The organism is Bradyrhizobium sp. AS23.2, assembly GCF_001908185.1.
Classification (GTDB): domain Bacteria; phylum Pseudomonadota; class Alphaproteobacteria; order Rhizobiales; family Xanthobacteraceae; genus Bradyrhizobium.
The window spans coordinates 22241-43024 of record NZ_LGHM01000094.1 but is presented as its reverse complement, the minus strand read 5'-3'; the positions used below and the strand labels follow the sequence as shown (position 1 = coordinate 43024).

Annotated in this window: 15 protein-coding genes and 1 pseudogene; 5 read left to right on the top strand and 11 right to left on the bottom strand. The window is 60.6% G+C overall.

Annotated features, from left to right (window positions below; all coding sequences use genetic code 11):
- Positions 1-65: 65 nt before the first annotated feature.
- From AC630_RS20690 to AC630_RS20655, 8 genes are read right to left on the bottom strand one after another with little or no spacing between them, the layout of a single operon-like run.
- A complete protein-coding gene (locus tag AC630_RS20690) occupies positions 66-1199 on the bottom strand; it encodes a PLP-dependent cysteine synthase family protein (protein ID WP_083636336.1) in 1134 nt (377 codons plus the stop codon).
- A 57-nt stretch (positions 1200-1256) separates the two neighbouring features.
- Positions 1257-2423 carry a M20 aminoacylase family protein gene (locus AC630_RS20685; protein WP_074120313.1) on the bottom strand — a complete coding sequence of 389 codons (1167 nt, stop codon included), beginning with the start codon at positions 2421-2423 and terminating at the stop codon, positions 1257-1259.
- Positions 2424-2439: 16 nt separating this feature from the next.
- Positions 2440-2931 carry an L-2-amino-thiazoline-4-carboxylic acid hydrolase gene (locus AC630_RS20680; RefSeq protein ID WP_074120320.1) on the bottom strand — a complete coding sequence of 164 codons (492 nt, stop codon included), beginning with the start codon at positions 2929-2931 and terminating at the stop codon, positions 2440-2442.
- Between the two features lie 16 nt (positions 2932-2947).
- Positions 2948-4261, bottom strand: coding sequence for an NAD(P)/FAD-dependent oxidoreductase (locus AC630_RS20675; RefSeq protein WP_074120312.1), 1314 nt, complete (start codon positions 4259-4261; stop codon positions 2948-2950).
- Positions 4262-4293: 32 nt separating this feature from the next.
- Positions 4294-5907 carry an ABC transporter ATP-binding protein gene (locus AC630_RS20670; RefSeq protein WP_074120311.1) on the bottom strand — a complete coding sequence of 538 codons (1614 nt, stop codon included), beginning with the start codon at positions 5905-5907 and terminating at the stop codon, positions 4294-4296.
- Between the two features lie 24 nt (positions 5908-5931).
- Positions 5932-6858, bottom strand: a complete 927-nt coding sequence (locus tag AC630_RS20665; protein ID WP_083636333.1) for an ABC transporter permease — start codon at positions 6856-6858, stop codon at positions 5932-5934.
- Positions 6855-7844 carry an ABC transporter permease gene (locus AC630_RS20660; protein ID WP_074120310.1) on the bottom strand — a complete coding sequence of 330 codons (990 nt, stop codon included), beginning with the start codon at positions 7842-7844 and terminating at the stop codon, positions 6855-6857. The genes AC630_RS20665 and AC630_RS20660 overlap by 4 nt, the downstream gene beginning before the upstream one ends.
- A gap of 54 nt (positions 7845-7898) precedes the next feature.
- Entirely contained in the window at positions 7899-9485 is a 1587-nt protein-coding gene (locus AC630_RS20655) for an ABC transporter substrate-binding protein (protein ID WP_074120309.1), read from the bottom strand.
- Between the two features lie 236 nt (positions 9486-9721).
- On the opposite strand from AC630_RS20655, the gene AC630_RS20650 reads away from it, so the two are divergent.
- Entirely contained in the window at positions 9722-10588 is an 867-nt protein-coding gene (locus tag AC630_RS20650; protein ID WP_074120308.1) for a VOC family protein, read from the top strand.
- Complete coding sequence (locus tag AC630_RS20645; RefSeq protein ID WP_074120307.1) at positions 10585-11055, top strand: Lrp/AsnC family transcriptional regulator; 471 nt, start codon at positions 10585-10587, stop codon at positions 11053-11055. Before AC630_RS20650 ends, AC630_RS20645 begins: the two co-directional genes overlap by 4 nt.
- A 122-nt stretch (positions 11056-11177) precedes the next feature.
- Here the strand turns inward: AC630_RS20645 and AC630_RS20640 are convergent, their stop codons facing one another.
- The 3 genes from AC630_RS20640 to AC630_RS20630 all read right to left on the bottom strand — a co-directional run bounded on the left by AC630_RS20640 (position 11178) and on the right by AC630_RS20630 (position 15733).
- Entirely contained in the window at positions 11178-11657 is a 480-nt protein-coding gene (locus AC630_RS20640; protein WP_074120306.1) for a hypothetical protein, read from the bottom strand.
- Positions 11658-11920: 263 nt separating this feature from the next.
- Positions 11921-15166, bottom strand: a complete 3246-nt coding sequence (locus tag AC630_RS20635) for an ABC transporter substrate-binding protein (protein WP_083636332.1) — start codon at positions 15164-15166, stop codon at positions 11921-11923.
- Between the two features lie 111 nt (positions 15167-15277).
- Positions 15278-15733 (bottom strand): hypothetical protein, encoded by a 456-nt coding sequence (locus AC630_RS20630; protein WP_245330467.1) that lies wholly within the window; start codon positions 15731-15733, stop codon positions 15278-15280.
- A gap of 450 nt (positions 15734-16183) precedes the next feature.
- On the opposite strand from AC630_RS20630, the gene AC630_RS20625 reads away from it, so the two are divergent.
- From AC630_RS20625 to AC630_RS20615, 3 genes and pseudogenes are all read left to right on the top strand, one after another.
- Positions 16184-17197, top strand: coding sequence for a helix-turn-helix domain-containing protein (locus AC630_RS20625; protein WP_074120304.1), 1014 nt, complete (start codon positions 16184-16186; stop codon positions 17195-17197).
- 198 nt (positions 17198-17395) lie between these two features.
- Positions 17396-18367: an AraC family transcriptional regulator gene (locus AC630_RS42925; protein WP_083636330.1), complete on the top strand. Its 972-nt coding sequence runs from the start codon at positions 17396-17398 to the stop codon at positions 18365-18367.
- Between the two features lie 209 nt (positions 18368-18576).
- A pseudogene (locus AC630_RS20615) lies at positions 18577-20236 on the top strand (arylsulfatase).
- Positions 20237-20784 lie beyond the last annotated feature (548 nt).

Genomic DNA, 20784 nt, shown 5'->3' with positions numbered 1-20784 from the left:
CTCTTTTTTTTTTTTGAAGATCGATATCAGCCGGCGGCACAGAGCCGAGTGGCTCAGTTGCGCCATCAAGCTGGTGGCAGGAACTCGCCATGGTCAAGGAAACGGTCGAGCATGCGACGATAAGGATCAATATCGATGCCGTTTTCCCGCAGCCAGGCCGGGTTGTAGAAAGTTTCGGAGTAGCGATGGCCGCCGTCGCAGATGAGTGTGACAACAGAACCCCGGCGCCCGGCCTGCATCATGTTGGCCGCAATCCAGCAGAGGCCGAAGAAGTTCGTTCCGGTCGAACCGCCGATCTGTCGGAATAGTCGTTCGGACAGAACGTGTGCCGCAGCGATCGAGGCGGCATCCGGCACCTGGATCATGTGGTCAATCACACCGGGCACGAAGGACGGCTCGACACGCGGCCGGCCAATTCCCTCAATGCGCGACCCCGGAGCAGTCACCTGCAGATCGCCCGTGCGCCAGGCATCGTAAAACGCGGAGTTTTCCACGTCGACTACGCAAAGCCGTGTCTCGAGGTTTCTGTAGCGAATATAGCGTCCCAGCGTTGCGGATGTGCCGCCCGTTCCGGCGCTCATCACCAACCACTCCGGAATGGGAAACTCCTCTCCTTCCATCTGGTGGAAGATGCTCTCCGCGATATTGTTGTTGCCGCGCCAATCCGTCGCCCGCTCGGCATTCGTAAACTGATCGAGGTAGTACCCACCGGTCTCGTTGGCAGCACGAATGGCCACGTCGTAGACGTCGCTTGCCCGGTCGACAAAATGGCATTGGCCCCCGAAGCTCTGGATTGCCGCGATCTTCTGCCGGCTGGTCGAGCGCGGCATGACCGCAACAAAGGGCAGACCAAGAAGCTGCGCGAAATAGGCTTCGCTGACCGCCGTGGATCCCGAGGATGCCTCGACGAGCGTCGTGTTCTGACGAATCTTGCCGTTGCAAATGCCGTAGAGGAAAAGCGAACGCGCCAAACGGTGTTTCAGGCTGCCGGTCGGATGGGTGCTTTCGTCCTTGAGATAGACCGAAACTCCCTTCATGCCGGGAAACAGCGGTTTGAGCAGGTGTGTATCAGCCGAACGACGGCCATCATCCTTCAGGCGGGCGATGGCGTTTCGCGTCCATTCCCGCTCAGCACAATCTGGAAGAGCGGCCGGCGCCGGGCAAACGCCAGCCTTCATCGTCGCAGTTGACTGTTGCATCATCAATAGTCTCCGCCACCGAACCGATCGGCGGCCCCTCACTCGTTTTCGACCGGTTCAGAGCGGTAGACGCTGCCGCACCAGTTCGCACCAATAGGAACAACCCCAGGCAATCGCTTCGTCGTTGAAGTCATAGGATGGATGATGCAGGCCGGCGCTTGGTCCGTTGCCGATATTGATCATCGCTCCCGGAACTTCATTGAGCATGAAGGCGAAATCCTCCCCGCCAAGCGTAGCCGGCATATCGCGGCTCACGCGTCCGATGCCGGCCACGGCTTCGGCGGCAACCGCGGCCAGTTCCGTTTCCTGCGCGTGATTGACCGTCACCGGATAATGACGTGAATAGTCCAGCTTCCCCTTGGCTCCGTAGGCCGCGGCAATGCCGGCGATCGCCTGGTTGAGGCGCGCTTCGACATGATCACGAACGGAATCCTTGAGCGTCCGGACCGTTCCGGTCATGCGCACGGTCTGTGGGATCACGTTGAATGCGTCGCCCCCGTGAATCGTCGTGATCGAAATCACGGCGGAGTCCATGGGGTTGATGGTACGCGCGGTGATGGTCTGGATCGCCTGAATGACAGCCGCTATCACCGGAGCAGGATCGACCGTCTGATGAGGCAATGCGGCATGACCGCCGACGCCCTCGATTTCGATCTCGATCATATCGACCGAACCCATGATAGGCCCCGGAGCGATCGTGAACTCTCCGATCGGCAGGTTCGGCTTGTTGTGCATGCCGTAAACCTCGTTGACCGGCCAGCGACGGAACAAGCCGTCCTCGATCATGGCGCGCGCACCGGCGCCGCCTTCCTCGGCAGGTTGGAAAATCAGGATGGCCGTGCCGTCGAAATTGCGGTTCTGCGCAAGCCCCATGGCTGCGCCGAGCAACATGGTGGTGTGGCCGTCATGGCCGCAGGCATGCATCTTTCCGGGCGTTTGCGAGGCCCAGGGTTTTCCGGTCGTTTCGTGAATCGGAAGGGCATCCATGTCGGATCGCAGGCCGATTGCCCGACCCGAAATGTTGCTCTTGCCACGAATGACGGCGACGACGCCGGTCCTGCCGATGCCTTCGACGACTTCATCGCAGCCGGCGTTGCGTAACGCAATCGCAACCTGCGCCGACGTCCGCGGCAGATCGTACAAAAGCTCCGGATTGCTGTGAAGATCGCGACGAAAGGCAACCAGTTCGTCCAGGCACCCAGACACCCAATTGTCGACGGGCATTTTCCTTAGTCTCCGTTCACTGCGAATTGCCGGTCGTGTCGGCGTCCGGCTCGAGGCGGTAGCGGAAGTCGCAATGACTCGCTCCGCTCATGATTGTTTGCGTGCGCGTCAGCTTCATCTTCGGATTGTAACCAATGCAGAAATCACCATCGCGATTGCACGAGAGCAGATGACCGATGCGGCCAAGGCCCATCTCCCGATACATCTCGGCGTAACGGCACCGCACGATGTTGAATTCGAGTTTCTCTGAGGTCGCCTCTACCATCTCGACCCGCAGGGCATCCTCTTTCGTCCACGCCGGCATGATATCCGCGAAATCCTGCAGATCGGGCGTGTGTCCCAAGGCAGTCGCGAGCTCCCGTCCCTGATCGATGGCCGACCGGCTGACGGCCGTGCCGATCACGGCATCGGCTTCCTCGGTCCCGGATCGCGCCTCGATCACTTCGTGAACGTGCTTGAGGATTTGCGCCTCGATGCGCCGACGCTCGAGGATAGGCATGTCTTTCATCGGTTGATCCATCCGTTCAGGCTTTCATTTCAATTTTGTCTTTGCGGCGCAGCCAGGCCAGATAGGTCGGGGCAATACGCCGGGCAATGCTGTGGAAGGGCAGCGGATGCGGTTCGGAAACCGGCAATGCGAGCGTCGAGATCGCGTCGCCTGAAACGGCGCGCGCCATTTCCCGGCCAAGCGAGACACCAAGCGCAACGCCGCGGCCATTGCAGCCGATCCATGCCCAGCCATCGGGGCCGAGATTGTGAACGCGCGGGAAGCGATCCCAGGTCATTCCGATATAGCCGCTCCAGGTGTGCGTCATCTGAGGCACCCCAAGCTCCGGGAAGGCATCCGCCAAGCTCTGCGCGGCCTTCTGCGCAACACGGCGGCCGACATCATGCGGCCCGATGACGTTGCCGCCGGTGATCAACCGATTGCGCGCATCGTAGCGGAAGAATCTGAGATCGCCGCGCGTGTCGGAGACGGCCTGCCTGCCAGGCAGAATCATGCCGCGAAGATTGTCCGAGAGCGGCGCAGTCGCGACCTGCCAGGCGAGCACCGGCACGATCGTACGAGCCAGACGGCTGGCGAGACCCGGAATGATCTCGCCGGTGTACGCATTGGTGCAGAGCAGAAGGTTCTTTGCCTTCACCGATCCTGCAGCCGTCGTAACGACCCAGCCGGCTGCGCCGCGCTGCCAGCCCGTCGCCGGGCTTCCTTCGTGGATGATGGCACCATGCTTTTCCGCAGCCGCTGCAAATCCGCGGGCCAGCGCCAGCGGATTGACATGACCACCGGTCGGATTGAACATTCCGCCATACCAGAAATCCGAGCCGAGCAGCGCGCGGGATTCATCCCGGTCGAGCAGGCGCGCCGGAAAACCAAAGCGATTCCACGCTTCAACGCGCATTCTCGAAAGACGTACTCTTCCCGGCGAATGCGCCGGTTGAAACCAGCCAGCCTGCTCCGCCTCGGCTGCCATGCCCTCTTCGCGAACGAGGTCGAACAACACGCTCGCGCTATTGCCGATCAGCCGGACGAAGCGCTCGCCCGCATCGCCATAGCGCTTGACGATGGCGTCCGGCTCGGCGGAGGTCAGGGTCGGAATGACCTGTCCATTGTTACGCCCGGAGGCACCCCAGCCCACCGCCATCGCTTCCAGCAGCACAACTTTCTGTCCCCGCCGCGCGAGGTGAAGGGCCGCAGACAGGCCGCTGAGCCCGCCGCCCACGATCACGGTGTCGGCGTCCACCGCACCCTTGAGCGGTTGAGTCGGCGTGCGGGATGGCGCCGTCTCGGCCCAGATCGACTTGGGGAAAACGGCGGTTGAAGTTGTCTTTGTCATCCGTGTTCAGATCCTTGAGCGTGCGCTGTCCGTCACGCCACGTTGCAAACAGGCGGTTCCCAGTCACGGCCCGGAATGGAATCGAGCAACGAGCGGGTGTAGGGGTGCTCCGGATTGGCGAAGACCCGCGCGGTCGGGCCGGCTTCCACGATCTCGCCCTTCGACATGACGATCACCTTGTCGCAGAGCTGGGCGGCGACCCGCAGGTCATGAGTGACGAAAAGAAGCGACAAGTGCAAACGATCGCGAAGATCGGCGAGAAGCTTCAGAACCTGCGCCTGCACCGACACATCGAGAGCGGAGACCGGCTCGTCGGCGACGATTACGCGCGGCTCCATCGCCAATGCGCGGGCAATGCCGATGCGCTGACGTTGACCGCCCGAGAACTCGTGTGGATAGCGCTCGGCCGCCGCCGGCGGCAGCTCGACCAACGAAAGCAGTTCGCGCGCCCGCGCGTGAGCCACATCCTTCGCAACGCCTTGAACAATGGGCCCCTGCGCGATCAACTCCACCACACGCCGCCGCGGATTGAGCGAAGCCATCGGGTCCTGGAACACCATCTGGATGTCTTTTCGCAACGCCCGCAACTCGGTTTTCGAAGCCGAAATAAGATCGCGCCCATCGATGCGGACTTCGCCGCTGTCTGATTCCAGAAGCCGCGTGACGATGCGCGAAACCGTCGTCTTACCGGAGCCGCTTTCGCCGACGACACCCAACGTTTCGCCACGGCGAAGCTGGAAGGAAAGATCCTTCACAGCGATCACCGGATTGCGCTTGCCGGACAGGAAGCCGCCGCGCGCCGCAAATGTCTTGCGCAGGCCGCGCGCTTCGAGAACCAGCGGTTCGCTCGATGCGGGCTTCTCCGGAGGCGGCGTCAACGCCGGCACCGCGGCGATGAGCTTGCGCGTATACGAATGTTGCGGGCTCCGAAGAATCTGCGCGGCCGGCCCTTGTTCCACCAGTTCTCCGAGGCGAAGAACCGCGATGCGGTCAGCGATTTCCGCCACCACGCCGAAGTCGTGGGTAATGAACAAAATGCCGGTTCCCTGCGCCTGCTGCAGATCCTTGATGAGCTTCAGAATCTGCTTCTGCGTGGTGACATCGAGCGCCGTTGTCGGCTCATCGGCGATAATCAGCCGCGGCTTGAGCACCAGCGCCATCGCGATCATGACACGCTGGCGCTGGCCGCCGGAAATCTGATGCGGGTAGGCATTGTAGGTCGACGCGGGAGCCGGGATATGCACATCGCCCAGGATTTCCAGCGCGCGCGCCTTGCGTCCAGCCTTGTTCAGATTGGTGTGCAGCCGCAACACCTCGTCGATCTGCCAGCCCACCGTCTTCTGCGGATTGAGCGCCGTCATGGGCTCCTGAAAGATCATCGCCATCCGATCGCCGCGGATAGAGCGCATCTCAGTCTCGGACAAAGAAAGCAGATCCTGCCCGTCAAGATTGATTGCTCCCTGCGAGACACGAACATGGGGCTCAGGGAGAAGTCGCATCACCGCATTGGCAGCCAGAGACTTTCCGGAGCCGCTTTCCCCGACGAGGCAAACGATCTCGCCCTCGCCGACGGTCAGGTTGAAATCCCACAGGGCATGGGGACGGTCGCCCCCCCGCCGGCAACGTAATCTGGAGGTCGCGAACATCAAGAATGGTCTTACGCTCGCGGGTCATCTTTTCTGCCTCGGATTGAGTGCATCGTTCAGACCTTCGCCCATCAGGCTGAAAGAGAGAACCGTGAGAAGAATTGCGATGCCCGGAATGACCGAGCAAAACCAGGCCGTGCGCAGCACTGCGCGCCCCTGGCCGATCATGTTGCCCCAACTCGCGTAGTTCGGATCGCCGAGCCCGAGAAAGGCAAGCGCGCTTTCCATGAGGATCGAGTTCGCCATGACGACCGACGCGAAAACCACGACCGGCGGCAGCGCATTCGGCAGAATCTCGCGAAAGATGATCGACATGTCGCTGACGCCCAGATTACGTGCCGCATCCACGAACTCGCGTCTGCGCAGCGACATGAACTCGGCGCGCACCATGCGCGCCGGCGCCGTCCAGGACACGATGCCGATCGCGATCACGATAATCTCGATGCTCGAGCCAAAAATGGCGACGAGCGTCAGCAGCAGAACGAAGCTCGGTATGGTTTGAAAGGCTTCGGTGACGCGCATCAGCGCACCATCGATCCGCCCGCCGAAATAGCCCGCAACCGCGCCGATCACGACGCCGATAGCGATCGAGATCACGGTGGCAACGACGCCGATGGCCAGCGAAATACGCGCGCCGTGGAAGATGCCCGACATGATGTCGCGGCCGAGCTGGTCCGTGCCCCAGGGATTGCTGGCGACAGTCAGCGGATCCGTCAGCGGCGATCCGGCAATGCGAAGCGGATCGCCGGGCGTCACGACATCGGCGAGAGCAGCCATCAGCACGACGGCAACGAACAGAATGAGGCCAAGAAGAGCGGCGCGATTCCGTCGAAAGCGACGCCAGAGCACGAGGCTGCGCGTCTGCGCGAGGCCAATGTCTGGGAGAGCGATCGGCGCAGGACTCGCGGGCGGAAGGGGCCGTGACGCAACACTGGTGTCCGGATGGGTCATTTCAGTTCGATCCGCGGGTCGAGCCAGGCATAGATGAGGTCGGTCAGCACGTTGACGATCACGACGATGATCGAGCTGAGCGCAATGATCCCCATCAGGGTGTTGAGATCGCGCTTGACCACGGAGGTGTAGGCAAGCTGCCCTATCCCCGGCAGGGAAAAGATCGTTTCAACAACGACCGAGCCGCCAAGGACGGTGGAGAATTGCAGGCCGAGCAGCGTCACCACCGGCAGCAGTGCATTGCGCATGACATGGTGAAACATAAGCCGCGCGCCACCCGCGCCCTTGGCGCGGGCGGTACGCACGAAATCAAGGTCCATTACCTCCAGCACGCTCGTGCGCATCAGGCGCATATAGAAAGCGAGATAGATCAACGAGAGGGCGGCGGTCGGCATCACCAGATGGCGCGCCACATCGGCGACGTCTGCCCATCCCGTCTTGAATGCGCCGATCGTGCGAATGCCACCGACCGGAAGCCACCCGAGCTTCACGGAGAAAATGAGAATTAACAGCAAGCTGAGGAAAAACGACGGCATGGCGTAGAAGACGAGGCCAAGCGTCGAAATCATGTTGTCGGTCCATGAATAGGCGCGCCGGGCGGCAATTGCGCCGAGCGCCACGCCGAACGTGAACGCCACGACCAGCGAACTGACCATCAAGAGCAACGTGTTGCCGAGGCGAGACATCAGGACTTCGATGACAGGCTGCTCGTAGACGTAGGACCAGCCGAAATCGAGCTGCACGAGCTTGAGCATGTAGCGCCACAGCTGAACAAAGACCGATTGATCGAGACCGTATTCGGCACGCAGCCTCGCCACGAAAGCGGGGTCCGCACCACCCATGTCGCCCACCAGGGCGTCAACGGTATCGCCGGGCGCCAGCTTGATCAGGAGAAAACTGCCGATCATGATCAGAATGATGATCGGAATCGCCTGAACCATGCGGCGCACGGTGTAGGTTAGAAGCGGGGGAACCAGAAGGCTCATGTCGCCATGCTCCGTTAAGAGCGGCCAGAGCGTCGAACGCCCTGGCCGGTCGGCTTATTGATCAAGCCACACGTCGTACCAGCTGGAAGAGTCCCAGCGCGGCGTGTTGTGGTGGTTCTTGAGCTTCTTGTTGGTGATGCCAAGGAACGGATGCTCGATGGCGAAGATGACCGGCAGATCCGTCATCTCGAGCTTCTGAACCTGATGATAGAGATTCGCGCGCTTGGCAGGATCGAGCTCGACCGCCGCAGCGTCGATCAGGTCATCCATTTTATCGGACTTGTAGCCGAACTGGTTGGACCACGCGGTCCCAACCGGAGCGCCCGAGCGAAGCCAGACGGTGGTGGAGACGGCTGGGTCGGCCCGAAACTGGTGCCAGCCGCTGGCGGTGTCGAAATCGTGATCGCGATAGACACCGTTGAGGAAGCCCGGCGCGTCGTTGGTGACGAGTTCGACGGCGATACCGACCTGCTTCATGGCCTGAGCGAAATACTCGCCCCACAACTGGGTATACTCACCCCATGGTGCCGGACGATGCTTGAGTTTGAAGCGGATGCCTTTGGCGTCCGGCTTGTAGCCGGCCTCGTCGAGCAGGGCTTTCGCCTTTTCGACATTATAGGGATAGGTCTGCACCTCATCGGTGTAGTTGGCCCCCGCCGCACTTGGAATCGGACCTCGTCCGGGCTTGCCGTAGCCGCGCATGATCGTCTTCAGCGCGAAGTCGGCGTCGAGCGCGTGGTAGATCGCCTGACGGACGCGAAGATCGGAGAGGATCGGATTACGAAGATTGAACTCGACCGTCGAGTGAGCGACGTTGTTCTCGAACCCCTTGGGGCCGACGTCGAAGCGCGGATCCTTGCTCAGGCGCACCATGTCTTCCATGGAGATGCCGTTGAAGCCGGACTCATGCATTTCACCGGCCTCCAGCGCCGCCGCGGCGGCCGCCTTGTCCGGGATGAAACGCCAGATCACGCGATCGAGGTAAGGATACTCCTTGCCGCGCCAGTAATCCTTGTTGCGCTCGCCGATGATGTACTCACCGCGCTTGTATTCGACGAACTTGAACGGCCCGGTGCCGACAGGCTTCTGGTTATAGGGATTCTTGAGGATGTCGGTGCCTTCGTAGAGATGCTTCGGCACCGGATGGCCGAGATCCGGCATCGCCGCCACGAGCAGCTCAAGCGGCATTGGCTTCGAATACTTGAAGACCGCCGTATGCGGCGTCGGACAATCAACCGCTTCCAGATTCGCCTGCAGCGTCGTGGAATAGTTCAGCAGCTTCTTCCACAGGTTCATGGCCGTGAAGGCAACGTCATCGCAGGTGAACGGCTTGCCATCGTGCCACTTCACGCCCTCACGCAGCTTGAAGGTGATCGCCTTGCCGTCAGCCGAGGATGACCACTCGGTGGCGAGGACGCCCACATAGCCGTCATAGGCCTTGTCGATCAGCGGCTCCATGAACTTGCCGCTGATCTGATAGACGCCGGTCGATGCGCGAAGCGCGGGGTTCAACACACCCTGCTCTGCATTCATGTGAATGACCGCGGTCCCGCCGCGCTTGACATCTTCGGCTTGCGCCGCTGCTGCAACGACGCACAGCACACCTCCGAGCAGCAAAAGCCGCCCCGTCGTCCCTCGCATAACGTCCCTCCTAGCCTCGAAATTCCGCAAACTGCACCTGCCGCGCTGCGAACGCGGCACTGTTCCAATACTCGTCATGGAATGTCAATAAAAACTACAAAATAGAATATTTTTGTATTTTCGATCCAACTTATGGCCCATATACTAGAAATTGTACCTCACGATTACCCTATTACGTGGACAAATAAACTATACAATAGAGGCAAATCCCTGATTCACTCATCGAGAAGCATTGCATGACCCATCCCGTCAAAGGCGTCGATCACATCGTCCTTCTGGTTTCCGACCTGGATGCCGCGGCCAAGCGCATTGCCGCTCTCGGCTTCACGCTGTCACCGCGCGGAACGCACAGCCCTCACATGGGGAGCGCGAACTACACGATCATCTTTTCCGACGACTACTTCGAACTGCTCGGGGTGATCGCGGAAACTCCGCGCAATGCCGGAAAGCGAAAACTGCTCGCCGAGCGCGGAGAAGGCATGTCGGCGATCGCCTGCCGGATTGGCGACGCTCACGAGGCGCGCGCCTCGCTTGCCGAACTGGGAATCGCCACCAGCGACGTCATGGAGTTCTCGCGCCCGCTGCCCTTGCCCGACGGAAGCACGGGCACCGCTGCATTTTCCGTCACCACTTTCGAGCAACGTGAAGTGCCCAGGGGCGAAATGTTCATGTGCGAACACAAAACCCGGGACATGGTCTGGCGCCCCGAACTGATGACCCACGCCAACGGAGCGCTGGCGTTGAGCGGCATTGTGGTTGCCTCTACGTCACCGGAAGAGAATGCGCGTGCCTATGCCCGCCTATACGCGGCAGGAAATATCCGAGAAGTGGAAAACGGATTCTCGGTGACGACCGGCGAAAAATCAGCGTCGATCATATGCATGACGCCTGCCGCTATCACCGAATACTACTCCGGAATGGATCCCGAAAAGATCCTTCGCGGAGATTTTGCAGCGCTTCAGATCGCAGTTGCTGACATCGCAGCGACGCAGGCGCACCTGCAATCAAAATCGATCGGCTTCGTGAAGAGCAAGTGCGGGAAAAGCGTTTTCGTCTCCCCCGCCGATTCCGGCGGCACTCTGACGGAGTTTATCCAGATATGACGACAAGCTTCGATGAGACCGATCGGAAGATTCTCGACCTGCTTCAGCAACGCGACCGTCCGGTCGGCGAGATCGCGGAGGAAGTTGGACTTTCGCAAACGCCTTGCTGGCGCCGCATCCGACGGATGGAGGAGGCCGGCGTCATTCGCAAACGCGTGACGCTTGTCGATCCCAAAAGGGCCGGCGTGCCCATGACGGTATTTATCTCGGTCACCGCGCCGCGGCACGAAATGGCGTGGCTCGTCAAATTCCGCCAGATGATCGAGAGCATCCCGCAGATCGTCGAAGCCTATCGGCTCACAGGGACGGTCGACTACATCCTGAAGGTGCTCGTCCCAGACGTCGCAGCTTATGATCAGGTCTACAAGGCGATGATCGAGAAGCTGGAATTTTCACAGATCAACTCTTCCATTTCTATGGAAGAACTCAAATTCACCACAGCTGTGCCAACGAACTATCTGTTGTGAAGCAACGGACAGTCATCTCGCTCAAATCGAAGGGGCGACGACGCAAAACGCCAAACCAGAGTTCGGCATTAGACGGGCGGCCCTTGGGGCCGCCCGAACTGTTTAGCGGCAGAGCGGATGACCTATTGGCAGGGATGCTGGCGGCCGTCGTCAAGCTTGACCAAGGTGCCGGGCCTGCAGACGATACCGTTGCGTGTGGCGTAGGTGTTCCAGTCGCCATACCAGCCGTTTTCACCGTACATGCCGCCGCCGTACATAGCGGGTTGGCCGTACATGCCGTACGCGCCGTAGGCATTGCGCCAGCCACGGTAGGGCGCGGTCGCGACGTTAAACGGCGTGGCCGCAACGGCCGCGGCTGTGCCGAGGGCAGCGCCCGTCACGCCCGCGGCAACGTAGGCCGGCTGGCGATAGGCCGTTCGCCGATGATAAGAACCCGTGGCGCGGGGATCGAGGGGACTCCCGGCTCCGATATTCTCGCAGTTGGCACTGGCGAACTCGGTTTCGCAGGCGGCCGGATTGGAGATGACCGCCTGCGCCAGTGCAGGACTCGACAGAGCAGATGCCGCAATTACGGCTGCACCAACAAGCTTTAGGTTTGTCATGGCTTGCTCCCTGCGTTTGAGATGACGGCTAATTACCACCTCTGGCAGTGGTTCCCGCATTTCGCTCGCGCGAAACATCAAATCGAGGTGACTTCTTGGGCGGGTCACGCGCTTGTGCGGCGTTGATCGGCGGGGTTGCAGCTTACAGTGAAGCCGTTGCGCATCACCCGGCAGTAGACCTGACACTAGTCCACAGTTGGCTACACCGCCGCAATAGACCTGAGCGGACCTACATCCGATCCCTGCCCTTGCTACACCCTATCCTATGCAGTCGCCGCCGCGCGGCACATGGAGAGCAACGATTTGGCCAGCGGGTCCAGGGGAAATGCGATTAACATTTCCTCGTAGCGCCGTGCCGCTTCATCGAAGTCGCGCTGCTCGAAATAGCTCGATGCCACTCGCGTCATCTCACAGAGTCTTTCGAAGCCGTCCGGCGGAGCCAGTTGCGGATCGTCGGTGTTCCTGATTCCCAATAGTTCATAGACCATGAACTCGTGCTTGCGACCTTTGACCTGCACCGTTTTGATCGGTCGGGCCACGATATCTCCGCCTGCGGCTTCCGATATGCTGTCGCTGATGCAGATCGTCGTGCCGAAATTCTTGTTGATGCCCTCAAGGCGGGCTGCGACGTTCACACCGTCGCCCATTACCGTGTAGCTCAGTCGCTCACTCGAACCCACGTTGCCGACCAGGACGTCCGCGCAATGCAGGCCGATCCGAAGCGTAAGCGGCGGTCGTCCCGCTGCGTTCCACGCCTCGTTGATCTCGCGCATGCGCCGTGTTGCACGCAAAGCGCCGCGGCAGGCGCGAAGCGCGTGGTCTGGCCGGCGAGCGGGCGCACCCCAGAATGCCATGATCCCGTCGCCGATGAACTTGTCGACGGTGCCGTGCTCCTCCGCGATTGCCTGCGACACCGCTTCGAAATAGACGGACAGCTGACTGAGCAGATCGTTGGGCGCCATATGCTCGGCGAGGGTGGAGAAGTCCTTCAGATCGGCAAACAATATAGTCATGAAGCGTTGTTCGACGCCGAGCGTCAGCGGAATGCCGGTCTTGATCAGCTCCCGGACCACATCGAGAGGCACGAACGAGGAAAAAGATCGCAGCGAGGTCTCGAACAGCCTGACCGCGGTCTGCAGGTCCTTGATCTCCGTGATGTTCGACGTCGCCGGCACGGCATGTGTGAAGGACAGATCCTCGATCGACCTCAATCCCCGCGAGATCCCTTCGATTGGACGCGAGAGCCGCCTCGAAAAGAAATAGATCAGCATGAGCTCGATGCCGGTCAGCGCTGCGATCAGAAAAATCATTTGTCGGTTGGTTCGCTCAAGGTTGCCGACAAAGTCGCTGGTCGGCGTCAGGATGACGAACTGCCAGGGCTGCCCGAAGCTGCCTGGAAACCGCGCGAACGACGCGCTGACCTCTTCGCCGTTCTGCGGAGAGCGAAAGAAGAAGTCGTCGCGATTGGTCGCGCTCTGCAACCGATAAGCTTCCCGCACATTGTCGTCCGCGATGTCATCCAGCTTCGCGATTTCCAGGTGACCATTGAGGATGTGGACCCCCTTCTTCTGATCGGGAAACGCGATGATCATGCCGTTATTCGGATTGGCAATGAGTGTCGTGCTGCGGGGGCTGGCGCGATGGCTGGTGAGAAACCGCGATATGATGTCGAGCGTGATGTTGGCGGAGGCGCAGCCGATGAATGCGCCGTTCCTGATAATCGGATATCTAACGAAAATGACCGGATATCCGGTATCCGGATTGAGCGCCGGTTGCTCGATGATGAGGGTGCGCGCGACTTTTGCCGCCTGGTACCCCCGCAGGGTCCTGATATCCTCGACCGTCGGGACGTCATAGCTCCCCACCACGTGCGGCCAGGTATCGAAAAACGTGCGATGGCGCACCCGCCGGAGGTTGCCCGCAAAGCTGTCGATGTAGCTGGTATGCCAGTTAGCGGACGACGGAATCTTGGGATCGGAGCGCCTGCGGTCGTCATCCATCCGGGTCACGACGCGATGGAAGCCGTCTTCAAAGCTAACATACGCCGCGTCGATCTGCCTTGCCGAGGTGAGTGCGTGGTAGAGCAGGTCCCGGCTCTCCTCCCTTTTGAAGGCGTCGGGGTCTTGGGCAGCGATCGACGCAAGCTGCGCGAGCGTAGACACGACCGGATTTATCAGGTTCTCTGCTTCCTCGATGCTGACCTGTTTGGTCTTCGAGACCTCGTCCTTCAGGGTTGCCCTGATCGCGGCGGCGTTCTGGTGATAGTTATACAGGAGAATGAAAACCAAAACGGGAATGCTGAGCAGAACGAAGAGGCCCGACATCACCGTGTTCAGCCCCAGCGGGCCTAACGCGCGCCCGCGCCGACGGTACAGCAACCATCCAAGTCCACACAGGACAAGGAGCGCCAGCACGGCCCACGCCAGTGGCGCGAACGCCAACCCGTTCAGCAAACCTGCGTCGTCCGGCAGATAGATCATCCCCGCAGGCAGCTCTGCCTCACTCAACATGCCCAGCTTGACATAGGCGTTGGCGATGTCCTTCCAGCGTTCCGTGCTCTGACTGCCGATCGGAATCAGGTTGGGCTCGACGAACAGCTCGGTCTGCTTGGCCTCGAACAGCAGGGCCTCGCCAGTCTTCTGTTCGGCGTAGCGCCGCCGGATGAGGTCGACGATCTCCTCCTTGTGCGCGAGCGCATACTGCCAGCCCTTCAGGCTGGCAGCGCGAAACGCGCGCACCCGCTCCGGACGCGCCGCCACCTGCTGCCTCGACGTGCAGAGGTTATCGCCATAGAAGTCCAATCCGGAGGCACGCGGCGAGAAGACCAGATAGGGTGTACCAAGCTTATCGAGCGCATAAGGCTCGTTGGTGCTGTAGGCCACCATCGCGTCCGCATTGCCGTTCAGCAGATCGCGCGGATTGCCGTCGTGATCGACGCGGGGCAGGCTCGCATAATCGACCCCCTCGTACTTCAGCATCGCCACGAGGTCGTCGTTCCCCGGCCGATCCATCAGGCGATGCCCCTTCAATTCGGAGACTGTGCGGATGCCGGCGCGGTAGGGCGCGAGGATGATGGCGGCGGTATGCTGGAAAATCACGGCGAGCACGACCGCGTTGGCCCGCTTGTTACTGTCCAGCAGAGCGCCGGTCGTGCAGACACCGAAGTCGGCGCCGCCGGCCGCCACGGTGGCGCCGGCATCGATCGTCGGACCGCCTTCGCGAATTTCGACCTCAAGGCCCTGCTCGCGGTAGTACCCTTTCTCGACGGCGGCATAGTAGCCGGCGAATTGGAACTGATGCTTCCACTTGAGCTGGAGCGAGACCTTGTCGAGCGCGCGTGCCGGAGACACCTGCGGAAGCGCAATAATAAACGGGCCAAGGAACGCGATAAGGCATGTTATGAGCAAGCGGCGCCAAGGCGGCGTCGTGAACGACCCTGCCGGCGCGACTGCACTCGACTTTGCGATTGCATTAACCACTGCCGCCCCCCCGCTTGTTGCCGCACGCATGGCTCGTCGGAGTTTCACGGCGACGTCGCTGTCGCATCAATATCAAGGGCGGTTGCTTGATGTGACGCCACGACCAGCCCAACAACGGCTAGGTTCGTCGCGCAGCCACAACTACTTTTTGTTTCGTGTCTTGCTACCGCCTCTCAAGGTCGTCGTTGTCGCGCCAGCCCCAGCAATGCCTGCCATTTGCATGCAGGACAGGAGGTCAACATAGCTTTGACTATCGCTTATGCCTATCGCTGCTTCCGCTTCGCAGCTGTCTCTCTTGGGGCCGGCATTTTGTTCCCATATGGCTGCAAGCTGTTGTTTCGCGGCTGTCTCATCGCGCACGCAGTTTTCCACGGGCTGCGGCAACGACAGGCCCATCGCGGCGTCATCGGCCGCGGTCGCTTTGCACAAGCCTTCGATGTTGAAATTGGGTAGCCGCTCGGAAACCGGGGTCGTCGCTCGGGCCCCGGAGAGTGCAAAATGGTGGCTAGGCCAGCCGACAGGCTGCGCCGATGCCAGCGCCAGAGAGGCCGCAACAACAGCAACACCGGAGCATAACGACAGCAGCTTGAAGAGCATGATACACTCCTTCTATTGCTTTCGAATGCCGACATGCGGCCGTCGCGCGGGAGTGGCGCTCGCGCCGTTTGATCCACAGCCTCTTGAATTTTGCAAAGACCATATGACGAGATCATGTTGTCAGGCTGCCGGCCGGCTCTGTCTATGCGGAATCGGCACATTCCAGCACCGCCGTGCCGCCCAGGCCGCACATGCACATGAGTGCATCGCAGCATAGCGGTTCATCGAGCAGCGTATTCGTCTTCTTCCTCGACCAGCTCGCCCGTCAGCCCGTCCGGCATGGTCAGGGGCGTACCGGAGACCACCCGGGAAAACCTGCTTGAGTTCCGGCAACGGATCTCACGGATCGATCCAATTGTCCGGATCGAGCGACGTCTATTGGCCTCAAGGACAACTCGACCCTCGCAGCTTCATCAACCTAAAATAGCGCCGCCGTCCGGGGAGACAGAAATGCCGTGGTGCGCAGTTCTGAGGTTTACCGATCCGGAAGTCTGCGCCGCGGCCGTTCAGGGGGCAGACGTAGAGGTATTCCCCACAGCGAGGGGATGCTTTGACACTGAAATTACCAAAGTTCGCTTTGACCGGCTCTGGATGCAGCGGTTTCACTCGGCTCTGCCACAGGTCGCCACTGTCGTGCACAAGCCGGACCGCAAGGCAATCTCCTTTCTGACCGACCCACAATCTCCGACATTGACGTACTGCGGCCTCGAGGTCCTGCCTGGCGACGTGATCGTCAGCCGTGGAGGTGTGATCCATAAGCGTTTCGGTCGTGACGTTCGAAACGGCGCAATGTCCCTTCCTACCAACGAATGGAATACCGCTCTTAAAGCCATCACAGGCGGTGAACTTGCAGAGACGCAGCTGGGGAGTATCGTCCGCCCCGATGCTGCTTTGATGTCACGGCTATTGAGGCTTCACAACGCAGTCGGACAGCTCGCGCATGAATCGCCGGATATTCTCGAGCTGCCGGAGGTAGGAAGAGCGCTGGAAGAGCGACTCATTCACATCATGGTACGCTGCCTCAGTGAAAGCACCGCTCGACCGATCAAGACGGGCGGCCACCGCCATGATGCAATCATGATGCGGTTCGAGGAATTCCTGGCGGCACATCCCGATCGGCCGCTTTATCTGACCGAAATTTGTGCGGGCATTGGCGTGGCCGAGCGCACGCTTCGTGCTTCATGCGAAGAACATCTCGGTATGGGGCCAATACGGTATCTCACCTTGCGTCGACTGCATCTCGTGCGCAGCGCGCTTCTGGCTGCGGAGGCCAACCGAACTAGCGTCACTCGCATCGTCACCGACCATGGCTTCTGGGAACTTGGACGATTTTCGGTTGCCTATCGCACGCTGTTCGGAGAATCACCATCGGAGACGCTGCGTCAGCCAGCGCAACACCGGATGATTCATCTCGATCGCCCCTCATCGCTTCCAATCGATGCATCTGCAGCACGCCTGCAATAGCGCACCGAAACATCCTGTCGGCGCGCGCGATGTCGGAAGGACTTCGCCGGATTTGCACAATCCCGGAAATCACGATTGATCATCGCCCTTCCGAATCCGCATATCCAAGGCCGGTCAATTGCTGAATGCTGGGTGCCAGGGCGAGACGTGGAAGCCTGAGCCGGCCGCCAGCTGTCCGCCGGCTCGCGGGACAGGCTTATGGCACAAGGCCGTACATTCACCTTTAATGATCCCGACCGCTACGCAGCCGGATTTCGCGATGCGAGCGTCAAGCTCACGATAACAGGTGCCGGTGATTTCAGCGCAAAGCTGACACAGCTGAAATTGGAGCATTTGGAGGTTCGCTGGTGTCACGAAAGCCTCCCGCGCATTGCCCATATTTCGTTATCCCTCAAGCGGTTATTCCTGTCATTTCCGGTGGGTAGGATGTCTCCGATAATTGACGGATCTCCGCTCGGAAACCGCGACATTGTCTTGCACGGTCTTGGAAAGAGCATGCATCAGCGATCCGGCCGTGAGTGCGAATGGGGCTTGATCTCAATATCTCCCCAACACCTGACGGATTGCAGCGAAGCATTGAACGGATGGCCGATCCCGTCGCCGCATGCGAGCAGAATACTTCGCCTCCCGCGTGCAGAGGTGACGAGATTTCAGCGTATTTTCAAGCAAGCCCGCCAAATGGCGGATGCCAGAACACGCTTGATCGAGCGTCCCGAGGTGGCAAGAGCGCTGGAACAGGAAATGTTTCACACGATCGTACATCTCCTGGACGCCGACGGGGCGAATGACAATTCCAGAAAGAGGCACAACCACGCTGCCATCATGGCCCGCTTCGAAGAAGCGCTCCCAAGATGCCTCGACCGGAAAGTCAGATTGCCCGCATTGTGTTCAGAAGTCGGCGTGCCAGAGCGGACTCTGCGGATGTGTTGCGCGGATTTCCTCGGCGTCAGTCCCACGCGATATCTCTTGTTGCAACGATTGAACAAGGCTCGCTCTGCGCTGCAACGCGCTGATGCTTCGACCACGAGCGTTACGGAGATAGCCCAGAAACATCAATTCGTGGAGCTTGGCCGCTTTGCGGTGAACTACCGAACCACGTTCGGAGAAACACCGTCCACCACACTGGAACGCGAGCCGCTGCCGTCGGCGAAATCTGCCGAAGGTGCATAGCCCATCGAGGGCGCTTCGCCCAATTTGCCAGGGCGAGGCCTCCGGCTGGTTGCCCGAAACGCAATTTGCGTGGGTCGGCAAGGCTGGATGGGTGGATCGGGGCGAAGGCTGCGGCCCGGGTCTCAGCAGCCGACACCTGAGGAAAGCAAACCATGCGCATGTTCAGAATATTCTGGGGCGCCGTTGTCGTGCTCAGTACCGCAGCGACAATGGCAAGTCTTCCTGCCTCAGCCCAGCAAGGATCGAAACCCAACATCCTCTTCATCATGGGCGATGACATAGGATGGATGCAACCGAGCATCTACCACCGAGGACTGATGGTCGGCGAAACACCCAGCATCGATCGCATAGGCAACGAAGGCGCAATCTTCATGGACTATGTCGCCATGCAGAGCTGCACCTCCGGCCGCAATGCATTCTTCACCGGCATGTACCCGCTGCGCACCGGCATGATCCCGCCGCAACTGCCTGGCAGCCCGTCCTACCTGCGGCCCGGCACACCGGCGCTCGCCCAGTTCCTGCTCGATCTCGGCTACACCACGGGCGAGTTCGGCAAGAACCATCTAGGCGATCACACCGAGGCGCTGCCAACGGCGCATGGCTTCCAGGAGTATTGGGGCTATCTTTATCACCTCGACGCGATGCAAGGTGTGAGCTTCCCCGACATCAACAAGACGCCACTGCAGCAGACCGTCGCGCCGCCCTGCAAGAACACGCCGATCCCCGGCATACCGGAAGTGCCCGGCGCGGTCGATCCCAAGACCACAGTTTGTCTGACGCCCCCCGCGCAACATGCTGTCGTGCAAGTCCCCGGACGGCACGGGCAAGAACCAGATGTGCAGTGACGAAGGCCCACTGACACTGGAACGCTCGAAGACGGTCGATGAAGAAATTTCGACCAAGGTGATCGACTTCCTCGATCGCAACGATCCGAAGAAGACCAACAAGCCCTTCTTCGTTTGGTACAACCCGGCGCGCATGCACATCACGACCGTGCTGCCGCCGAAGTACGAGGCTATGATGGGCGAACAGGGCGGCAAGGATTGGGGTATCAACGAAGCCGGCATGAAGCAGCTCGACGACAATATCGGTCTCGTGCTGAAGAAGCTCGACGACATGGGGCAGACCGACAATACCATCGTCGTGTTCACCACCGACAACGGTGCCGAGGCGATCACCTTCCCGGATGGCGGCGTGACCCCGTTCAAGGGCCAGAAAGGCGAGGCGTGGGAAGGCGGCTACCGCGCCCCGCTCGTCGTCCGGTGGCCGGGGCATATCAAGCCGGGCACGGTGAAGAACCAGCTGTTCGCCGCGCTCGACTGGGTGCCTACCATCGTTGACATCGCCGGCGGGCCCTCGGGCGACGGGCTGAAGAAGCAGATCGAGGCCGGCCAGTATCCCGGCATCGTCAAGACGACCCTCGATGGCTTCGACCAGCGCGACTACCTCGAAGGTAAGTCTGAGAAGTCGGCGCGCGACCACTTCTTCTATTTCTCGGGCGCGACCCCGTCCGCGGTCCGCTACAAGAACTGGAAGATGTACTACACCATGTCGCAACCCGGGCCGGCCGGCTGGATCATGCCGCTCGTCCCGTTCCACTTCACGCTCGTCCAGAACATCAAGCGTGATCCGTTCGAGCAGGCGGTCGGCATCGACCAGAAGACGGCACTCAGCATCGGAGGAGCGCTCGGCGGCCCGACGACCGCCTTCCTATATGACTGGAACCTGTTGCCCATCGGCCAGCAGCTCTGGTTGGGGCACCTGACGACGTACGAGAAATTCCCGCCGCTGCAGGCGCCGGAGAGCTACAACCTCTCAGGGGTGCTCGATGAGGTCAAAAAGGCCAACGCCAGCAAGGCAAGCGACTAGCCACGCGAAGTGGGCATGATGTGATCAGGCGGACGCCCCACGGGGCGTCCATCCTGCGATGGCGAGCGCGAACCTGACACATTGCCTTGGCGGTGAATGCAAGGAGTGGCTCATGACGATCACATACGCGCGGCGCTAACCTGCAAGGCCGGGATGTAGTAGATATTTAAGAGCCTTCACGGACGCAGCTTGCCGAACTTGCATAGTCGGCGCTGGTCGCAGCGGTCATCCTTAACCTCTGGAATCGAGAGGTCCAGCGGGCGTAGCTAGTGTCGCGAAACAAAGGGCGATCCGACAAGAGGCGGCCTGCCAAACCGGTACCCACCGGAAGCATCGCGAACGCGCGAGCCGACGCGCCGAGCATCGTACCTGCCCGGCTTCGAAAATCGTCGCGGCGCATTGCAGTACTTGCGGCAATCGTGGTTGTCGCTTTGGGTGGTTTAGGCTCCTTGTTTGTTGTGAGAGACGAGTCAGGCGTGTCGAGAGCGCTGCGTGCGCAAACTGCGACGGCTTCGCCGAACTACGTCGGCAGCGAGGTCTGCGCCGGC

Coding starts and splice junctions, on each gene's coding strand:
- AC630_RS20650 (WP_074120308.1), top strand. CDS start 9,722: ATGACCCATCCCGTCAAAGGCGTCGATCACATCGTCCTTCTGGTTTCC.
- AC630_RS20635 (WP_083636332.1), bottom strand. CDS start 15,166: ATGCGTGCGGCAACAAGCGGGGGGGCGGCAGTGGTTAATGCAATCGCA.
- AC630_RS20665 (WP_083636333.1), bottom strand. CDS start 6,858: ATGACCCATCCGGACACCAGTGTTGCGTCACGGCCCCTTCCGCCCGCG.
- AC630_RS20640 (WP_074120306.1), bottom strand. CDS start 11,657: ATGACAAACCTAAAGCTTGTTGGTGCAGCCGTAATTGCGGCATCTGCT.
- AC630_RS20645 (WP_074120307.1), top strand. CDS start 10,585: ATGACGACAAGCTTCGATGAGACCGATCGGAAGATTCTCGACCTGCTT.
- AC630_RS20675 (WP_074120312.1), bottom strand. CDS start 4,261: ATGACAAAGACAACTTCAACCGCCGTTTTCCCCAAGTCGATCTGGGCC.
- AC630_RS20690 (WP_083636336.1), bottom strand. CDS start 1,199: ATGCAACAGTCAACTGCGACGATGAAGGCTGGCGTTTGCCCGGCGCCG.
- AC630_RS42925 (WP_083636330.1), top strand. CDS start 17,396: ATGGCACAAGGCCGTACATTCACCTTTAATGATCCCGACCGCTACGCA.
- AC630_RS20630 (WP_245330467.1), bottom strand. CDS start 15,733: ATGCTCTTCAAGCTGCTGTCGTTATGCTCCGGTGTTGCTGTTGTTGCG.
- AC630_RS20625 (WP_074120304.1), top strand. CDS start 16,184: ATGCCGTGGTGCGCAGTTCTGAGGTTTACCGATCCGGAAGTCTGCGCC.
- AC630_RS20655 (WP_074120309.1), bottom strand. CDS start 9,485: ATGCGAGGGACGACGGGGCGGCTTTTGCTGCTCGGAGGTGTGCTGTGC.
- AC630_RS20685 (WP_074120313.1), bottom strand. CDS start 2,423: ATGCCCGTCGACAATTGGGTGTCTGGGTGCCTGGACGAACTGGTTGCC.
- AC630_RS20670 (WP_074120311.1), bottom strand. CDS start 5,907: ATGTTCGCGACCTCCAGATTACGTTGCCGGCGGGGGGGCGACCGTCCC.
- AC630_RS20680 (WP_074120320.1), bottom strand. CDS start 2,931: ATGAAAGACATGCCTATCCTCGAGCGTCGGCGCATCGAGGCGCAAATC.
- AC630_RS20660 (WP_074120310.1), bottom strand. CDS start 7,844: ATGAGCCTTCTGGTTCCCCCGCTTCTAACCTACACCGTGCGCCGCATG.